Source organism: Achromobacter sp. GQ309, assembly GCF_059759315.1.
On the sequence record NZ_JCAXDP010000007.1, the window covers coordinates 396,199 to 413,618 of the forward strand.

General features: G+C 65.7%; 15 protein-coding genes. 11 read left to right on the forward strand and 4 right to left on the reverse strand.

Annotation, left to right across the window (positions count from 1 at the left end; genetic code table 11):
- Window positions 1–7: 7 nt before the first annotated feature.
- Together AC6CIE_RS22945 and AC6CIE_RS22950 are read left to right on the forward strand one after the other, a co-directional pair.
- The gene (locus AC6CIE_RS22945; RefSeq protein WP_175125074.1) at window positions 8–1,201 is read left to right on the forward strand and encodes an HlyD family secretion protein; all 1,194 of its coding nucleotides are present in this window, start codon (window positions 8–10) and stop codon (window positions 1,199–1,201) included.
- Window positions 1,198–2,811: a DHA2 family efflux MFS transporter permease subunit gene (locus AC6CIE_RS22950; protein ID WP_255596380.1), complete on the forward strand. Its 1,614-nt coding sequence runs from the start codon at window positions 1,198–1,200 to the stop codon at window positions 2,809–2,811. Before AC6CIE_RS22945 ends, AC6CIE_RS22950 begins: the two co-directional genes overlap by 4 nt.
- A 91-nt stretch (window positions 2,812–2,902) precedes the next feature.
- Here the strand turns inward: AC6CIE_RS22950 and AC6CIE_RS22955 are convergent, their stop codons facing one another.
- From AC6CIE_RS22955 to AC6CIE_RS22965, 3 genes are all read right to left on the reverse strand, one after another.
- Window positions 2,903–3,862: a WaaZ-like lipopolysaccharide core biosynthesis protein gene (locus AC6CIE_RS22955; protein WP_175125075.1), complete on the reverse strand. Its 960-nt coding sequence runs from the start codon at window positions 3,860–3,862 to the stop codon at window positions 2,903–2,905.
- A 32-nt stretch (window positions 3,863–3,894) separates the two neighbouring features.
- Complete coding sequence (locus AC6CIE_RS22960) at window positions 3,895–4,962, reverse strand: tartrate dehydrogenase (protein WP_498094152.1); 1,068 nt, start codon at window positions 4,960–4,962, stop codon at window positions 3,895–3,897.
- A 127-nt stretch (window positions 4,963–5,089) separates the two neighbouring features.
- Entirely contained in the window at window positions 5,090–6,628 is a 1,539-nt protein-coding gene (locus AC6CIE_RS22965) for a helicase HerA-like domain-containing protein (protein ID WP_495601955.1), read from the reverse strand.
- A gap of 159 nt (window positions 6,629–6,787) precedes the next feature.
- Here AC6CIE_RS22965 and AC6CIE_RS22970 point away from each other — a divergent pair, with 159 nt between their 5' ends.
- From AC6CIE_RS22970 to AC6CIE_RS23000, 7 genes are all read left to right on the forward strand, one after another.
- On the forward strand, window positions 6,788–7,519 hold the full coding sequence (locus AC6CIE_RS22970) for a YebC/PmpR family DNA-binding transcriptional regulator (RefSeq protein WP_175125078.1): 732 nt from the start codon (window positions 6,788–6,790) through the stop codon (window positions 7,517–7,519).
- Window positions 7,520–7,582: 63 nt separating this feature from the next.
- Window positions 7,583–8,890, forward strand: coding sequence for a phosphoribosylamine--glycine ligase (gene purD, locus AC6CIE_RS22975; RefSeq protein WP_175125079.1), 1,308 nt, complete (start codon window positions 7,583–7,585; stop codon window positions 8,888–8,890).
- A 12-nt stretch (window positions 8,891–8,902) separates the two neighbouring features.
- Window positions 8,903–9,814 carry an oxygen-dependent coproporphyrinogen oxidase gene (gene hemF / locus AC6CIE_RS22980; RefSeq protein ID WP_191577069.1) on the forward strand — a complete coding sequence of 304 codons (912 nt, stop codon included), beginning with the start codon at window positions 8,903–8,905 and terminating at the stop codon, window positions 9,812–9,814.
- A complete protein-coding gene (gene nadD / locus AC6CIE_RS22985) occupies window positions 9,811–10,398 on the forward strand; it encodes a nicotinate (nicotinamide) nucleotide adenylyltransferase (protein WP_279974649.1) in 588 nt (195 codons plus the stop codon). Before hemF ends, nadD begins: the two co-directional genes overlap by 4 nt.
- 63 nt (window positions 10,399–10,461) lie before the next feature.
- The gene (rsfS, locus tag AC6CIE_RS22990) at window positions 10,462–10,872 is read left to right on the forward strand and encodes a ribosome silencing factor (protein WP_191577071.1); all 411 of its coding nucleotides are present in this window, start codon (window positions 10,462–10,464) and stop codon (window positions 10,870–10,872) included.
- Between the two features lie 7 nt (window positions 10,873–10,879).
- On the forward strand, window positions 10,880–11,350 hold the full coding sequence (rlmH, locus tag AC6CIE_RS22995; protein ID WP_056315576.1) for a 23S rRNA (pseudouridine(1915)-N(3))-methyltransferase RlmH: 471 nt from the start codon (window positions 10,880–10,882) through the stop codon (window positions 11,348–11,350).
- Window positions 11,351–11,381: 31 nt separating this feature from the next.
- A complete protein-coding gene (locus tag AC6CIE_RS23000; RefSeq protein WP_498094155.1) occupies window positions 11,382–12,008 on the forward strand; it encodes a Maf family protein in 627 nt (208 codons plus the stop codon).
- A 122-nt stretch (window positions 12,009–12,130) separates the two neighbouring features.
- On the opposite strand, the gene AC6CIE_RS23005 is transcribed toward AC6CIE_RS23000, so the two are convergent.
- Window positions 12,131–13,483, reverse strand: coding sequence for a dicarboxylate/amino acid:cation symporter (locus AC6CIE_RS23005; protein ID WP_175125085.1), 1,353 nt, complete (start codon window positions 13,481–13,483; stop codon window positions 12,131–12,133).
- Window positions 13,484–13,776: 293 nt separating this feature from the next.
- Here AC6CIE_RS23005 and AC6CIE_RS23010 point away from each other — a divergent pair, with 293 nt between their 5' ends.
- Window positions 13,777–15,723, forward strand: a complete 1,947-nt coding sequence (locus AC6CIE_RS23010; protein ID WP_498094157.1) for a sensor histidine kinase — start codon at window positions 13,777–13,779, stop codon at window positions 15,721–15,723.
- Window positions 15,724–15,814: 91 nt separating this feature from the next.
- Complete coding sequence (locus AC6CIE_RS23015; RefSeq protein WP_498094159.1) at window positions 15,815–17,185, forward strand: sigma-54-dependent transcriptional regulator; 1,371 nt, start codon at window positions 15,815–15,817, stop codon at window positions 17,183–17,185.
- Window positions 17,186–17,420 lie beyond the last annotated feature (235 nt).

Below are 17,420 nucleotides of genomic sequence, written 5' to 3' on the forward strand. Positions count from 1 at the left end.
AGACGTCATGAACGCTGCCACTCCCACCACCCATCCCGCCCGTAAACGCCTCCTGCTGACGGCGACCGGCGTTTTCATCGTTGCCGGCATTGCCTACGGCATCTGGTGGGCGCTGTTCGGCGCCCATTTTGAAAGCACCGACGATGCCTACGTGCACGGCAACCTGGTGCAGATCACGCCGCAGGTGCCCGGCACCGTGGTGGCCATCGAAGCCGACGACACCGAAACCGTCACCGCCGGCCAGCCGCTGGTCCGCCTGGACCCCGCCGACACCGACGTCGCCCTGCAGCAGGCGCAAGCCAAGCTGGCGCAGACCGTGCGCCAGGTGCAGACCTACTACGTGCAGAACGATGCGCTGGCGGCCGACGTCGACCTGCGCAATGCCGACATCCTGCGCGCCCAGGCTGAACTGACCCGCGCGCAGAGCGACGTGAAGCGCCGCCAGCAGCTCGCCAAGTCGGGCGGCGTCAGCGGCGAGGAAATCCTGCACGCCGAGGTCGCGCTCAAGTCCGCGCAGTCCGGCGTTGCGCAAGCCAAGGCGGCGCTGGCCGCCGCGCAGGCCAAGCTGGCGACCAACCAGGCGCTGACGCAAGGCACCTCGGTGGCCGATCACCCCGACGTGCGCCAGGCGGCCGCCGAGCTGCGCAACGCCTGGCTTGCGCAGTCGCGCACCGTGCTGCCCGCCCCCGTGGGCGGCGTGATCGCGCGCCGCAGCGCGCAGGTCGGCCAGCGCGTCGCCCCCGGCGCCGCGCTGATGACCGTGGTGCCGCTGGACCAGGTCTGGGTCGAGGCCAACTTCAAGGAAGGCCAGTTGCGCAAGATGCGCATCGGCCAGCCGGTCAAGATGGTGGCCGATCTGTACGGCAGCTCGGTCACCTACCACGGCACCGTCGCCGGACTGGATGCCGGCACGGGCGCCGCCTTCGCCCTGCTTCCCGCCCAGAACGCCACCGGCAACTGGATCAAGGTGGTGCAGCGCGTCCCCGTGCGCATCACGCTGGATCCCGAAGACCTCAAGCAGCATCCGCTGCGCGTGGGCCTGTCGATGGACGTGGAAGTCGACGTCGGCAAGGACGATGGCGCCCCGCTCACGCAGGTGGCGCGCAAGGAACCGGCCTGGTCGACCCGCGCCTTCGAGCCCGCCCACAATGAAGTCGACGCAATGATCGCGAAGATCATCGCCGCCAACGTCGCATCATGAGCACGGCCGCCCAGCCCGCGGGCGCCGGCGCGCCCCAAGAAGCCGCCCGCCCGCCGGGCACCCATCCGCCATTGGAGGGCGCGACCCGCATCATCGGGTCCATTGCCCTGTCGACCGCGGTCTTCATGAACGTGCTGGACACGTCCATCGCGAACGTGTCCATCCCCACCATCTCCGGCGACCTGGGCGTGAGCACCAGCCAGGGTACGTGGGTCATTACGTCGTTCGCGGTGGCCAACGCCATCACCGTGCCGCTGACCGGCTGGCTGACGCAGCGCTTCGGACAGGTGCGCCTGTTCCTGATCTCCACGCTGCTCTTCGTGCTGGCGTCCTGGCTGTGCGGCTTTTCGCCCTCGCTCGAGGCGCTGATCGCGTTCCGGGTGCTGCAAGGCGCGGTGGCCGGCCCGATGATCCCCCTGTCGCAGACGCTGATGCTGGCCAGCTTTCCGAAGTCCAAGGCAGGCATGGCGCTGGCGGTCTGGTCTATGACCACACTGGTGGCGCCGGTGGCCGGCCCGCTGCTCGGCGGCTGGATTTCCGACAACTACACCTGGCCCTGGATCTTCTACATCAACGTGCCGGTGGGCCTCCTGGCGGCCTGGATCAGCTGGCGCATCTACGGCAACCGCGAATCCGTCACGCGCAAGCTGCCGATCGACAAGCTCGGCCTCGTCCTGCTCGTGGTCTGGGTAGGCGCGCTGCAGATCATGCTGGACAAGGGCAAGGAGCTGGACTGGTTTGCCAGCCCCACCATCATCGCGCTGGCGGCGATTGCGTTCGTGGCCTTCGTGTTCTTCCTGATCTGGGAGTTGACCGACGCGCACCCCGTGGTGGACCTGCGCCTCTTCAAGGTCCGCAACTTCACGGTGGGTGCGCTGACGCTGGCGGTGGCCTATGGCGTCTTCTTCGGCAACGTCGTGCTGCTGCCGCTCTGGCTGCAAAGCAACATGGGCTACACCGCGACCTATGCGGGGCTTGTGACTGCCCCGGTCGGACTGCTGGCGATCCTGCTCACGCCCATCGTGGGCAAGATGCTGGCCACGCGCGACCCCAGGCAGATCGTCACGGTCGCCTTCCTGATTTTTGCGCTGGTCTGCTTCATGCGCGCGGGCTTCAACACCCAGACGGACGTGCGCACGCTGATGATCCCGACCATCATCCAGGGCGCAGCGATGGCGGCGTTCTTCGTGCCGCTCACGTCGATCACGCTGTCCAGCATGGAGCCTTGGCGCATCCCGGCGGCATCCGGGCTGTCGAACTTCCTGCGGCTGACGGCGGGCGCGTTCGGCACGTCGATTTCGACGACGCTGTGGGAAAACCGCGCAACGCTGCATCACGCGCAGCTGACCGAGATTGCCCGCCCCGGCCAGCAGGCGTTCGACCAGACCATGAACAGCTTGCAGAACGGGCTGGGCGTCTCGCACCAGCAAGCGCTCACCATGGTGGACGGGCTGATCAATGCGCAGGCCTTCACGATGTCGGCGACGGACGTGTTCTACGCGTCCGCCGTCATCTTCCTGCTGCTGACGGGCCTGGTCTGGTTCGCGCGGCCGCGCGCGTCCAAATCGGGCGGCGGCGGTGCGGCGGAAGCGGCTGCCGGCGCGCACTGATACGATCGCATCGGCAAAAGCACAAGGCGCCTCGCGGCGCCTTGTTTTTTTCTGATGCTCGGGTTGGCCTGGCGGCGTCCGCACCGCCGGATCAGTCCTTGAGCAGCGTGCGCCAGTCCTTGCGTTCGATGATGTCAGCCGACAACGCGCTGACCGGCGACAGATTGAACACGGACACCCCCCGCGCGCGCCACAGCGGCGATGCAAAGCGGAAAGACGGTTCGATGTAGCGCGGAAAGTTGCGTGTCAGACGGCTGGTCTGTGGCTTGCCGCCCTCATCGTAGAAACGCAATCCGCCCTGCACGGTCAGGTCCAGCCCGTGCACGTAGACTTCGCGCACCCCGCCGGACATCAGGACCTGAAGGGCCGCATACGCGACGGTATCGGCATCGAATACCCCCAGCGAGGCATCGAAGCTGTAGCCCAGCCCCTGCTTGGCGTCCAGCAGTTCGACGTCAGCCGAGGCCGCCGCAATGCGCTTGAGCACTGCCGGCGCGGCGCTACGCTCGTAAGCGCGCTTGGATATCAGTTCGATGATGCAGATGCGGCAGCGGATGTGTTCCTGGGGGATGCCCTGCATGATGTAGCGCAGCACCTCCGGAAACACATACAAGGTCAGGTCGCTCGCGACGATCTCTCGCACCAGGTCGATGCGGTCGCGCACGAAGTTCTGGTCGATGATGCAGTAATACTTGAACTTCAGACCAAACTTGCGCGACAGCGCGATGGCGCCATTGACGCCCATCGCCACGCCGATATCCATCCGGTCATAGGGAATCTCGGCGATCGACGGGCCGCTCAGGATCAGATGCACCACCTTGTCGGCGGGATCGTAGCCTTGGGATAGCGGCGTGACGGGCAGCGAACGACCGAAGGCGCGATACCCGCTGATCGCGCCTTCCTTGTCGCGCCAGATACGGACGAACGGCCACAGGTGCTGATTGTGCCGCTGCGTGCGCGAGCGCAGCATGCGAAAAAGCTTGCGCACGAAGCGGTCGGCCCGCCCGCCGCCCACGTGATCGGAGGGGGGAGAAATAATCGAGTCGTTCATCAATTAATCGGACGGGCCTGCCGCCAATGCAATCAGCCGGCTCGGACCAGCGCAGCGATCGCGTCGCCGACTTCGGCCGTTGAAGCGTTGCCTTTCATATCCCGCGTCCGCGGACCTTCGGCCAGCACGGTCTCGATTGCCTTGACAACGGCGGCCGACGCGTCGGGATACCCCAAGAAATCCAGCATCAATGCCCCGCTCCAGATCTGACCGATGGGGTTGGCGATGCCCTTGCCATAAATGTCCGGCGCCGAGCCATGCACCGGTTCAAAGAGCGACGGAAACTTGCGTTCCGGGTTGAGATTGGCGGAGGGCGCGATACCGATGGTGCCCGTGCAGGCCGGTCCCAGGTCCGACAGGATGTCGCCAAACAGGTTGGAAGCCACCACGACATCGAACCAGTCCGGATGCTGCACGAAGTGCGCGCACAGGATGTCGATGTGATATTTGTCCCAGCGCACGTCGGGATAGTTCCCGGCCATCTCGGCCACGCGCTCGTCCCACCACGGCATCGAAATCGAAATGCCATTGGACTTGGTGGCGGCGGTAAGGTGCTTGCCGCGCTTTTGCGCCAGTTCAAATGCGAACTTCAGCACGCGCTCGGCGCCGATGCGCGTAAAAACACTTTCCTGGATGACCACTTCGCGGTCGGTGCCCTCGAACAGGCGGCCACCGCTGTTGGAGTATTCGCCTTCGGTGTTTTCACGCACGATGAAGAAATCGATCTCGCCGGGCTTGCGGTCGGCCAGCGGCGACGGCACGCCGGGCATCAGACGCACCGGGCGCAGATTGATGTATTGATCGAATTCACGGCGGAACTTGAACAACGAGCCCCACAAGGCCTCGTGGTCGGGCACGGTAGCGGGCCAGCCGATCGAACCGAAGAAAATGGCCTCGTGCTGGCCGATCTGGTCCTTCCAGTCGTCCGGCATCATCTTGCTGTGCTTGGCGTAGTAGTCGCAGCTCCAGTCGAAATGGTCCCATTGGAACTCGATTCCGAACCGCGTCGCCACGGCATCCAGCACCTTCAAACCTTCCGGCACGACTTCCTTGCCGATCCCGTCTCCTGGGAGCACCGCAATCTTGTGTTTCTTAGCCACCACGTCTTCCTTTGGTTTTCATTGATACACCGCCCGCAATGTCAGGCATAAATGCCGGCCACACAATACCCCACTTTACGAAACGGACGGTCGGACTAACCGATACGCCACGTTGCGCCGATGAGGCTTAGCGCCGGCCCTTCGATCCCAGCAACGACCCGAGGATCCCTCGCGTGAGTTCCCGCGCGATGGAGCGGGCCGAGCTTTTGGCAATGGTCTGCACCACGCCGTCGCGTTTGCCGCCGCGCGGTCCGGTCGACCCGAACAGCACGTCCTTCAGGCTGTCCATCAGCCCGCCGCTCTCGTCGGCAGGCTGCTGGGACGTCTTGGCGGACGGCTGCCCGGCCCGGGCCGGTACATCCTTGGCGACCGGAGGTTCTGCCGGCGCCGCCGCGCGGCCCGCCAGGATTTCGTAGGCGGACTCCCGGTCGACCGCCTTTTCATATTTGGGCGCCAGGGGATTGCCCTGGCGCAGCGCCTGACGTTCCGCGTCCGTCGCCGGCCCGATACGGCTGCCCGGCGGCACGATGTAGGCGCGCTCGGTCGGCATCGGGCGGCCCTTGGCATCCAGGAGCGACACCAGCGCCTCGCCCACGCCCAGCTCGGTGATCGCGGCCTCGATGTCCAGGCCGGGATTGGGCCGCATGGTCTGCGCCGCAGTCTTGACGGCCTTCTGGTCGCGCGGCGTGAACGCCCGCAGGGCATGTTGGACGCGGTTGCCCAACTGGCCCAGCACGGTGTCGGGGATATCCAGCGGATTCTGCGTCACGAAATAAACGCCCACGCCCTTGGAGCGGACCAGGCGCACGACCTGCTCGATCTTGGTCAGGAGCGCCTGCGGGGCGTCGTTGAACAGCAGGTGGGCCTCGTCGAAGAAGAAGACCAGCTTGGGCTGGTCCATGTCACCCACCTCGGGCAGCTTTTCATACAGGTCGGCCAGCAGCCACAGCAGGAAGATGGCGTACAGGCGCGGCGCCTGCATCAGCTTGTCGGCCGCCAGCACGTTGACGATGCCGCGGCCCTGCGCGTCGGTGCGCATCAGGTCGGCAACGTCCAGCATCGGCTCGCCGAAAAACCGTTCCGCGCCTTGCGATTCCAGCGCGAGCAGACCGCGCTGGATGGCGCCGACGCTGGCCGAGGACACATTGCCGTAGCGTGTCTTCAGTTCGCCGGCGCGATCGGCGACGTCCTGCAGCATCGCCCGCAAATCCTTCAAGTCCAGCAGCAGCTGTCCCTCGTCGTCCGCCACCTTGAAAACCAGGGTCAGGACGCCTTCCTGCGTGTCGTTCAGTTCAAGAATGCGCGACAGCAGCAGCGGCCCCATATCGGTAATGGTGGCCCGCACCGGCAGCCCCTGCTCGCCAAAGACGTCCCACAGGGCGACCGGGCTGGCGCCCCAGGCGGGCTCCGGCAGCCCCAGATTCTTCAGGCGTTCCTGCAGCTTGGGGCTGGACACGCCCGCCTGCGAAATGCCGGTCAGGTCACCTTTGACGTCCGCCATGAACACGGGCGTGCCGATCCGGGAAAAAGACTCGGCCAGGACCTGCAGGGTGACGGTTTTGCCCGTGCCGGTGGCCCCCGTAATGCACCCGTGGCGGTTGGCCAGGGCCGGCAGCAGCGCCAACTCGGTCTGCGCGTTCTTGGCGATGACAAGGGGGTTGGGCATGGGCGGCTCCGGACCAGGGATCAGATGGATGCCCAAGTGTAGAGCCTGCCGCCCGCCTTGTGCGCGTGGCTATATGGACACAAGCGTCCCTCTTGCCGGACGGGAGGGCCGCCGGCACGGTAAAATGCCGTCTTTGCAGACACATTACCCTGGGAAGCCATGGCCGGACACAGCAAATGGGCCAATATTCAGCACCGCAAAGGGCGCCAAGACGCCAAGCGCGGAAAGCTCTGGACCAAGATCATTCGTGAAATCACCGTGGCGGCGCGCGCCGGCGGCCCCGACCCGGACAGCAACCCCCGTTTGCGCATGGCCTGGGACAAGGCCACCGACGCCAACATGCCCAAGGACAACATCCAGCGCGCCATCCAGCGTGGCGCGGGCGGCGCCGACGGCGAGGCCTACGAAGAAGTCCGCTACGAAGGCTACGGCATTGGCGGCGCAGCGGTCATCGTCGACTGCATGACCGACAACCGCACCCGCACCGTCGCCGAAGTCCGCCACGCGTTCTCCAAGAACGGCGGCAACCTCGGCCAGGAAGGCTCGGTCGCCTTCATGTTCAAGCACTGCGGCCAATTCGTGTTCGCCCCGGGCACCCCTGAAGACAAGGTCATGGAAGCCGCCCTCGAGGCCGGCGCCGAAGACGTCACCACCGACGAAGAAGGCGTGATCGAAGTCGTCTGCGCCCCGTCCGATTACGCTGCCGTGCGCAAGGCCTTCGACGAGGCCGGCCTGAAGGCCGAAGTCGACGGCATCGTCATGAAGGCCCTGAACGAAACCGAACTCGCCGGCGACGACGCCGCCAAGATGCAGAAACTGCTCGACGCCCTGGAAAGCCTGGACGACGTGCAGGAAGTCTATACGACCGTCATTTTCGACGAAGCGCAGTAACTCTCCCTTTCCTGGCGCGCCGGCGGTTCCGTCTGCCTGCGCGCCTCTTCAGACTCACGCAACATGAAACTCCTGGTAATTGGCTCGGGCGGCCGCGAACATGCCCTCGCCTGGCGGCTGGCCCGCTCCCCGCGCGTGCACAAGGTGTATGTTGCTCCGGGCAACGGCGGCACGCAACGGGCCGAGCAGATGGAGAACATCCCGCTCACCAATGCCGAGGAACTGGCCGATTTCGTCCAGCGCGAGGGCATCGCCCTGACGGTCGTCGGCCCCGAGGCGCCCTTGGCCGCCGGTGTCGTCGACGTCTTCCGCGCCCGTGGCCTGAAGATCTTCGGGCCCACCAAGGCTGCCGCGCAGCTTGAAAGCTCCAAGGATTACGCCAAGGCCTTCATGGTCCGGCACAACATCCCGACCGCCCGCTACGAAACCTTCACCGACCCGGCCAAGGCTCATGCCTACATTGACCAGGAAGGCGCGCCTATCGTCATCAAGGCTGACGGTCTGGCCGCGGGCAAGGGCGTGGTCGTCGCCGCCACCCTCGAAGAAGCGCACGCCGCCGTCGACGCCATGCTGGGCGACGGCTCCATGGGCGAAGCCGGCGCGCGCGTCGTCATCGAAGAATGCCTGATCGGCGAAGAAGCCAGCTTCATCGTCATGTGCGACGGCCGCAACGTGCTCGCCTTGGCCACCAGCCAGGACCACAAGCGCCTGCAGGACGGCGACCGCGGTCCCAACACGGGCGGCATGGGCGCCTACTCGCCCGCGCCCATCGTCACGCCCGAACTGCATCACCGCATCATGCGCGAAATCATCCTGCCCACCGTGCAGGGCATGACGCGCGACGGCATTCCGTACACGGGTTTCCTGTACGCCGGCCTGATGATCGCCCCGGGCGATGACCCCGACCGCGAAATCAAGACGCTGGAATTCAACTGCCGCATGGGCGACCCCGAAACCCAGCCCATCATGATGCGCGTCAAGAGCGACCTGCTGGATGCCCTCGAGCACGCCGTCGAAGGCACGCTCGACCAGGCTGACATCGTCTGGGACCGCCGCACCGCCCTGGGCGCCGTGCTGGCCGCTCACAACTACCCCAACACGCCGCGCACCGGCGACGTCATCCGCGGCCTGCCCGCCGACGCCGAAGACTGCATGGTCTTTCACGCCGCCACCCAGCTCGATGGCGAAGAAGTCAAGACCACTGGCGGCCGCGTACTGTGCGTCACTGCCCTGGGCGATTCCGTCAAAATGGCGCGCGACCGTGTCTACGAAGCCATTGACCGCATCCACTTCGATGGCCGCCAGTACCGCTCCGACATCGGCTGGCGCGCGCTCAAGCCGTCGCAGCAAAAGCCCAAGTCCAACGCGTAACCGGAACCGCCCATGACCGCTCTGCCCGTCTCCGCTGTCCGGGACTACCTCACCGGCTTGCAGGCCCGTATCGTGGGCGCGCTGGAAGCGGCCGAAGGCGGCCCCTTCCGCGCCGACGAATGGGTGCGGCCCGAGGGCGGCGGCGGTCTGTCGCGCCTGCTCGAAGGCGGCCAGCTCTTCGAACGCGCCGGCGTGCTGTTCAGCCACGTCAAGGGTTCCAAGCTGCCGCCGTCGGCCAGCGCGCACCGCCCGGAACTTGCCGGCCGCTCATGGGAAGCCATGGGCGTGTCCATGGTGCTGCACCCGCGCAATCCGTACGTGCCCACCACGCACATGAACGTGCGCATGTTCGTCGCGGCCGCGCGGCCCGGCCATGACGAGGCCGACGTCTTCTGGTTCGGCGGCGGCATCGACCTCACCCCGTACTATCCCTTCGAAGAAGACGCCCGCCACTTCCACACGGTGTGCCGGGACGCGCTGGCGCCCCACGGGCCCGATTACTATCCGCGCTACAAGCGCTGGTGCGACGAATACTTCTTCCTCAAGCATCGCGACGAAACCCGCGGCATCGGCGGCGTCTTCTTCGACGACCTGAACGCACCCGGCTTCGACGCGTCCTTCGCCCTGACCCGTTCAGTCGGCGACGCATTCCTGGACAGCTACCTGCCCATCGTCGACAAGCGCCGCGGCATCGCCTACACCGAACGCGAGCGCGATTTCCAGGCTTACCGCCGCGGCCGCTACGTCGAATTCAACCTGGTCTTCGACCGCGGCACGCTCTTCGGCCTGCAATCCGGGGGCCGCACCGAATCAATCCTGCTGTCCATGCCGCCGCTCGCGCAATGGCGCTACGACTGGCAGCCTGAAGCCGGCACCCCCGAGGCCGAACTGGCCGCCTATCTCAAACCGCGGGACTGGGTTTGAAACGCATCGGCCTCTTCGGCGGCAGCTTCGACCCCGTTCACGTCGCCCACATCGCGCTGGCGCAGAATGCCCTGCAGTCGCTGGGGTTAGACCAGGTGCAGCTCATCCCCGCCGCCAACCCCTGGCAGCGCGCTGCGCTGAACGCCGCCGCCGAACATCGCCTTGCGATGCTGGAACTGGCCATCGCCGGCCATCCGGGACTGGCGGTCAACCCCATTGAAATCGAGCGGGGCGGCGCCACCTACACCATCGACACGCTGCGCGCCCTGCCGCAGGACGCGCGCTATGCATGGCTGCTGGGGGCCGACCAGCTCGCCAATTTCTGCACCTGGCGCAACTGGCGCGACATTTCCAGCCTGGTCGACCTGGCCGTGGCCACCCGCCCCGGCACGCCCCTCAGCGCACCGCCGGAACTTGCGCAATGGCTAGAGGACCAGGGCCGCACGCTGCAAGAACTGCCTTTTCCGCCCATGCCGGTGTCGGCTTCCGAAATCCGCCAGCGCCTGGCGCAGGGCGAATCCACCGACGGACTGCTCGACGCGTCCGTCGCCGCCTATATTGCGGCGCACAAACTCTACCGATAAACCCTTCCCGCCCGGCGCGGCCGGTCAGCCGCCGCCGCCCTCGAGCGGGTTATATTTGCACCTATGGATATACAGAAACTCCAACGCGCCGTCATCGACGCCCTCGAAGACGTCAAGGCGCAAGACATCAAGGTCTTCAGCACCACGCATCTGACCAGCCTGTTCGATCGCGTCGTGATTGCAAGCGCCACCTCCAACCGGCAGACCCGCGCGCTGGCGTCCAGCGTCGCCGATCGCGGCCGCGCCATGTCGCTTACCGGCATCACCATCGAAGGCGAGGACACCGGTGAATGGGTCGTTGTCGACCTTGGCGACGTCGTCGTGCACATCATGCAGCCGGCCATTCGCCAGTATTACAACCTCGAAGAAATCTGGGGCGGCAAGCCGGTACGCGTGAAGCTCCTGCCCGAATCGACCCGCGTCGCGCCTGTCCCCAGCGACAGCGGCAGCGGTTACGACGACACCGAAGACTGATCACGCCGTGAAGCTGATCGTCGTCGCGGTGGGCACGCGGATGCCGGACTGGGTGCAGACCGCCTGGGACGACTACGCCAAGCGCCTGCCGGCCGACTGCGCGCTTGAACTGCGCGAAATCAAGCCCGAGCCCCGCACCACAGGCAAGACCCCGGCCCAGATGATGGCGGCCGAGGCCAAGCGCATCGAGGCGGCTTTGCCCGCCAATGCGCTGCGCCTGGCCCTGGACGAACGCGGCCGCGACCTCACCACGATGGCGCTGTCGCAAAAACTCGAACAGTGGCGCGCGGGCGGGCAGGATGTCGCGTTTCTTGTCGGCGGCCCCGACGGCCTGGATCCCGCCCTCAAGGCATCCGCCAGCGGCCAGTTGCGCCTGTCGTCCCTCACGTTGCCCCACCCCATGGTGCGCGTGGTCCTGGCCGAACAGCTCTACCGCGCCTGGGCCATCATGACCAACCATCCCTACCACCGCGCGTGACCGCCGCCCGGCGGCGCCTGCCCTGCTGCGCATGACCGACACCGCCACTCTCTCCCGTTCCTCCCTGCGCCTGTATCTCGCCTCCGCCAGCCCGCGCCGCCGCGAATTGCTGAATCAGATCGGCCTCGCGCACGAGGTCCTGCTCGTTCCGGCCCCGCCCGGCGAGGACGAACCGCAGCATCCGGGCGAAAGCGCCGCTGATTACGTGCAGCGCACCGCCCGGGACAAAGCCCTGCGCGGCCGCGACTGGATGCGCGCGCACGCCATGCCCGTCCTGCCCTTGCTTGCCGCCGACACCACCGTCATCCTGGCGGGCGAGGTCCTGGGCAAGCCCGCAGACCGCGACGACGCGATCCGTATCCTGCGAGCGCTGTCCGGCGCCTCGCACGAAGTCCATACCGCGATTGCCGTGTGCAGTGGCGACCGCCTGCTGGAAGCCGTCTCCATCACCGAAGTCCACATGCGCACCCTGCAAGACGACGAAATCAGCCGCTATTGCGACAGCGGCGAACCCTTCGGCAAGGCGGGCGCGTATGGCATTCAAGGCCTGGCGGGCACATTCGTCTCGCGCATCGCCGGCAGCTACACCGGCGTGATGGGCCTGCCGCTCTTCGAAACCGCCAACCTGCTCCGCGAGGCCGGCATCCAGGTGCCCTGACGTTAATCCCGCCCGAAAAAAATCCCCCGCGCCGCAAGGCTTTCGGGGGATTTTTTTTGACCGGGGCGCGATTCGGCGCAGGCCATGTTTCATTCGCCGCCGGGCGTGCGCGGCGAAGAAGTTCAGCTCTGGCGGGCAGGTTCGCCGATGGCGACTTGCGGCTGCGATTGCGTCTGCGCCGCCGCGGGCGTGCCTGCGCTGTCCAGCGTGGCATGCAGTTGCTCCTGATCGAGCTCGCCTTCCCAGCGCGCGACGACCACGGTGGCGGTCGCGTTGCCGACCAGGTTGGTCAGGGCGCGGCATTCCGACATGAAGCGATCCACACCCAGAATCAGCGCCATGCCGGCGACCGGCACCGAAGGCACCACCGACAGCGTGGCCGCCAGCGTGATGAAACCCGCGCCGGTCACGCCGGCCGCGCCCTTCGAGCTCAGCATCGCCACGAGCAGCAGCAGGATCTGATCACCCAGCGACAGCGGAATGTCGCACGCCTGCGCAATGAACAGCGCGGCCATCGTCATGTAGATGTTGGTGCCGTCCAGGTTGAACGAGTAACCGGTAGGCACCACCAGGCCGACCACCGACTTCGAGCAGCCAGCGCGTTCCATCTTCTGCATCAACGTCGGCAGAGCGGCTTCCGACGAGCTCGTGCCCAGCACCAGCAGCAGTTCTTCGCGGATGTAGCGGACCAGCTTGAAGATCGAGAAGCCGTTGTAGCGGGCAACCAGGCCCAGCACGACCACCACGAACAGCACCGACGTCGCGTAGAACGTGCCCACCAGCATCGCCAGGTTCACGACTGACTTGATGCCGTATTTGCCGATGGTGAACGCCATCGCGCCAAAGGCGCCGATGGGCGCGGCCTTCATCAGAATCGCCACCATCTTGAAGATGGGCTGCGCCAGCGCCGTCATGAAATTCAGGATCGGTTTGCCGCGCTCGCCGACCATGGCGAGCGAAATGCCGAACAGCACCGCCACGAACAGCACCTGCAGGATGTCGCCACCGACGAACGGGCTGAAGATGGTCGTGGGAATCACGTTCATCAGGAAGCCGGTGATCGTCGAATCATGCGCCTTGGCGACATATCCGGATACGGCCTTCTGATCCAGCGTGGTCGGGTCGATGTGCATGCCGGCGCCGGGCTGCACGATATGGCTGACCACCATGCCGACGACCAACGCCAACGTCGAGAACACCAGGAAATACAGCATGGCCTTGCCGGCCACGCGCCCGACCTTCTTCAGGTCGCTCATGGCGGCAATGCCGGTTGCCACGGTCAGGAAGATGACCGGCGCAATGATCATCTTCACCAGCTTGATGAAGGCGTCGCCCAGCGGTTGCATCTGCTGGCCGAGTTCCGGCTTGAATGCGCCAAGCAAGATGCCCACCACGATGGCGAAGATCACCTGCACGTACAGGATTTGATAGAACTTGAGCTTGCGCGCGGGCGCGCTTTGATCCACTTCGATCATTGGGATTGTCCCCACCAGGGCCCCTTGCTCCGCGCAGCGTGGCGCGTGCGACGTCGGGGCGTTATCTGTTTTATGGCCATGCGATCCTGCCGCCGGCCGATTTCACCGCGGGGGTGTGCCGCGCAGCTTGCCGGTATAAACGCAATACCCATGCCAAGTCAGGCGACCCCGCAGCGATTCAGATAAGGCATTGAAAAATATAGGGTTTCGAATTCGCCGCTTGTCCGCCGAGAAGCATTAATAGGCGAATCTCCGCACAGAAACCAGCTAAAATGTGCGGAAAACCGCACACCATGAACGGCTCCCCTTCCTCCCCCCTCCCCCCGCCCACCGCTCCCCGCGCCTGGTCCTGGCCATGGCGCGTCGCGCTGACACTGCTGGCCGTCGGCATCGTCGCGATCACGCTGCACGCGGCCGCCCAATGGGCGCGCGACGGGGCGCTGCGCGAGGCCGCCCTCCAGGCCCGCAGCACCGGCCAGATCAACGCAGCCCTGCTGCGCAACAACCTCGACAAATTCCGGGCGCTGCCCTTTGTGCTGACCCAGGACGTCGACCTGCGCGCGGCGCTTCAAGGGGCCAGTTCAAGGCAGATCGAGGCGTTGGACGAAAAGCTCGAAGCGCTCAGCCGCGGCGTCGGCGCCTCCGCCATCTACGTGCTCGACAAAAAAGGGCTGGCGATCGCCGCCAGCAATTGGCGCGAACCGGCCACCTTCGTTGGCGTGGACTACGAATTCCGCCCCTACTTCCAAGGTTCGGTCCTGCACGGCTCGGCCGAACACTTCGCACTGGGCACGGTCAGCCACGAAGCGGGCCTGTACCTGTCGCGGCGTGTGGACGACGCGCAGGGCGCAATGCTGGGCGTGGTGGTCTTGAAGGTCGACTTCCGGGATCTGGAGGCCGATTGGCGCCAAGCCAACGCCGTCATCTTCGTGACCGACGAACATGGCGTGGTGTTGCTGGGCAATATTCCAGACTGGCGCTTCAGGGTACTGGCGCCGCTGTCACCCGCGCTGGCAGAGACGCTGCGCACCAGCCTGCAGTTTGGCGACGCAAAATTCCAACCGCTTCCCGTCACACCGCCCCTGCAGCCGGCCAGCAACGGCCAACTCATCCGCACTGACGACGCGCTGCCCCGCGCCGCCGCCGGCGCCCCATTGCTGCACACCACCCTGCCGGTCATCGAATCGCCAGGCTGGACGCTGCACCAGCTATCTCCGGTGCAGGCGGCCATGAATCAGGCCAGCGCCAATGCCCAACTCGGCGCATTACTTACGCAGAGCGTGCTCGCCGCGCTGATCGGCGTGGTGCTGTACCGCCGTCATCGCAACCTTGAACGCACCGAGCAACAGGCCGCGATTCAACAACAGCTCGCAGCGCTGGTGGACGAGCGCACAGCGCAGCTGCGAGACGTGAACGCCAAGCTCGTCGACGAAATGGACGAACGCCAAAGCGCCGAATCCCAGCTTCACACCATGAAGGACGAACTGGTCCAAGCCAGCAAGCTGGCATTGCTGGGCCAGGTCGCGGCTGGCGTCGCGCACGAGGTCAACCAGCCCGTCGCTGCCATCCGCGCCTACGCCGACAACGCCGCCGAGTTTCTGCGACGCCGCGACGAAAGCGCCGTCCAGGCGAACCTGGGCACCATCGCCGCACTGACCGATCGAATCGGCCACATCACCGGCGAGCTTCGCGCCTTTTCGCGCAAGGCAGGTGCAACAGTCGGCCCGACCGACCTGATGGAAGCTCTGGAAGGGGCGATTCTCCTCGTGGGTCCCCGCGCCCGCCGCCAAGGCGTCACGCTGCAAAGCCCGCCTCGCAACCAGAACTGCCACGTCCTGGCCAATCGCGTTCGGTTGGAGCAGGTTTTGGTCAATCTGCTGCAGAACGGGCTCGAGGCGCTGGAAGGCGCCCAGAACGGGCGAATCATCATCGCCTTGCAAGACCTCGGCGACACCGTGCAGCTGCAGGTTCACGACAACGGCCCCGGCCTGTCCGACCAAGCCCGCGCCCACCTCTTCACCCCCTTTCACACGACCAAGCCGGACGGCATGGGCCTGGGCCTCGTCATCAGCCGCGACATCGTCACAGAGTTCGGCGGCGAACTCCGCGCCGCCCGCCCAGGCGATGCCAGCTTGCCGTCCCCTCATGCGCCCGCGACCGGCGCCTTGTTCATTCTGACCCTGCGCAAAGCGCCGGATCAAACTCACACCCCGAGCACTCACCATGACGCGTGCCCCTGATCCTCAATCCCCCGCCGCCGAGGCCCCAACTGCCGCAAATTCCGCAAATGCCCGGAATACAGCAAAGGTCGCGGACGTGACGGACGACCGCATGCAACGGCCCGTCGCGCCCCACGCCGTGTTCATTGACGACGACGACGAACTGCGCCGCGCGGCCCAGCAAACGCTGAAGCTTCACGGCATCTCGGTCGAGGCGCACGCCAACGCGCGTGCTGCGTTGCCGGCCCTGGACCGGAATTTCGACGGCGTAGTGGTCACGGATATCCGCATGCCTGATATCGACGGCCTCGAGCTTTTCCAGCGGCTACGCGCCATCGACCCTGACATTCCGGTCATCCTGATCACAGGCCACGGCGACATCGCCACAGCAGTTCAATGCATGCGGGAAGGTGCGTACGACTTCCTGTCAAAGCCCTATCCGGCCGATCGACTGGTAGCCGCCATCAGCCATGCCGCCGAAAAGCGGCGCCTCGTTCTCGAAAACCGCCGCCTGCGCGAAGCCGCCTTTACCGTCGAAGCCGACGAAGTCCCGTTCATCGGCACCACGCCCGCGATGCAGCGCATCAAACAAACGCTGCGCCACATTGCAGACGCCGACGTCGATGTGCTCGTTGAAGGTGAAACGGGCACCGGCAAGGAAGTTGTCGCAACCGCACTGCACCGCCTAAGCCGCCGCCGGCACCGTGCGTTGGTCGCCATCAATTGCGGGGCCTTGCCCGAAAGCGTCATCGAAAGCGAACTCTTCGGTCACGAGCCTGGCGCTTTCACGGGCGCCCAAAAGAAACGCATCGGCCGCATCGAACATGCCAGCGGCGGCACCCTGTTTCTCGATGAAATCGAAAGCATGCCGCTCGCGGTCCAGGTCAAACTGCTGCGCGTGCTCGAATCACGCCAGATCACTCCGCTCGGCAGCAACGAAGTCCGCAATCTCGACCTGCGCGTTGTCGCCGCCACAAAAGAAGATCTGGGTAGCCCCGCCATACGCGCCAAGTTCCGCGAAGATCTGTTCTACCGCCTCAACGTCGTCACGATCCGCCTCCCACCGTTGCGGGAACGCCGTGAGGACATCCCGCTACTCTTCGCCCACTACCTCGGCCACGCCTCACGCCGATTCCAGCGCGACATCCCCGACATGCCCGCCTCGATCCGCCAACACCTGATGACGCACGACTGGCCCGGCAACGTTCGTGAACTCGCGCACTTCGCAGAACGTTTCGTGCTTGGGGTCCTCAATAGCTCCACACCTGAGCCTGTCCACCCGCAAGGCGGCACCCTCAGCCTTCCGGAACGCATGGAGCAGATCGAAGCGCAAATTATCCGCGACGCCCTCACCGCCCACCGCGGCGACATCAAGGCCACGCTCGACGCGCTAGGCATTCCGCGCAAGACGTTCTACGACAAACTCCAACGCCACGGCATCGACCGCCAGGATTACGTCGGCGGATCCCGTAGCCCTCTCTAAAGCAGCCAAGTCGAGAATCCTCTGCTGCGCAGCCATCCCCCGCGCAACAAAACAAAAACCCCTCGCGGCGCCAGCCGCGAGGGTTTCTTAATTAAAGCGATATACCCAGGAGGTTTTGAGGCCAGCAGCGCATAGCCGCGCCCCGCGCCGACGTATTAGCGCTCCGCGCCCGACCAGCTTCTGTTGTCAGGCATAGGCACCGCTCGACACGCGCCGGCGATGCAGCTGGGCACTT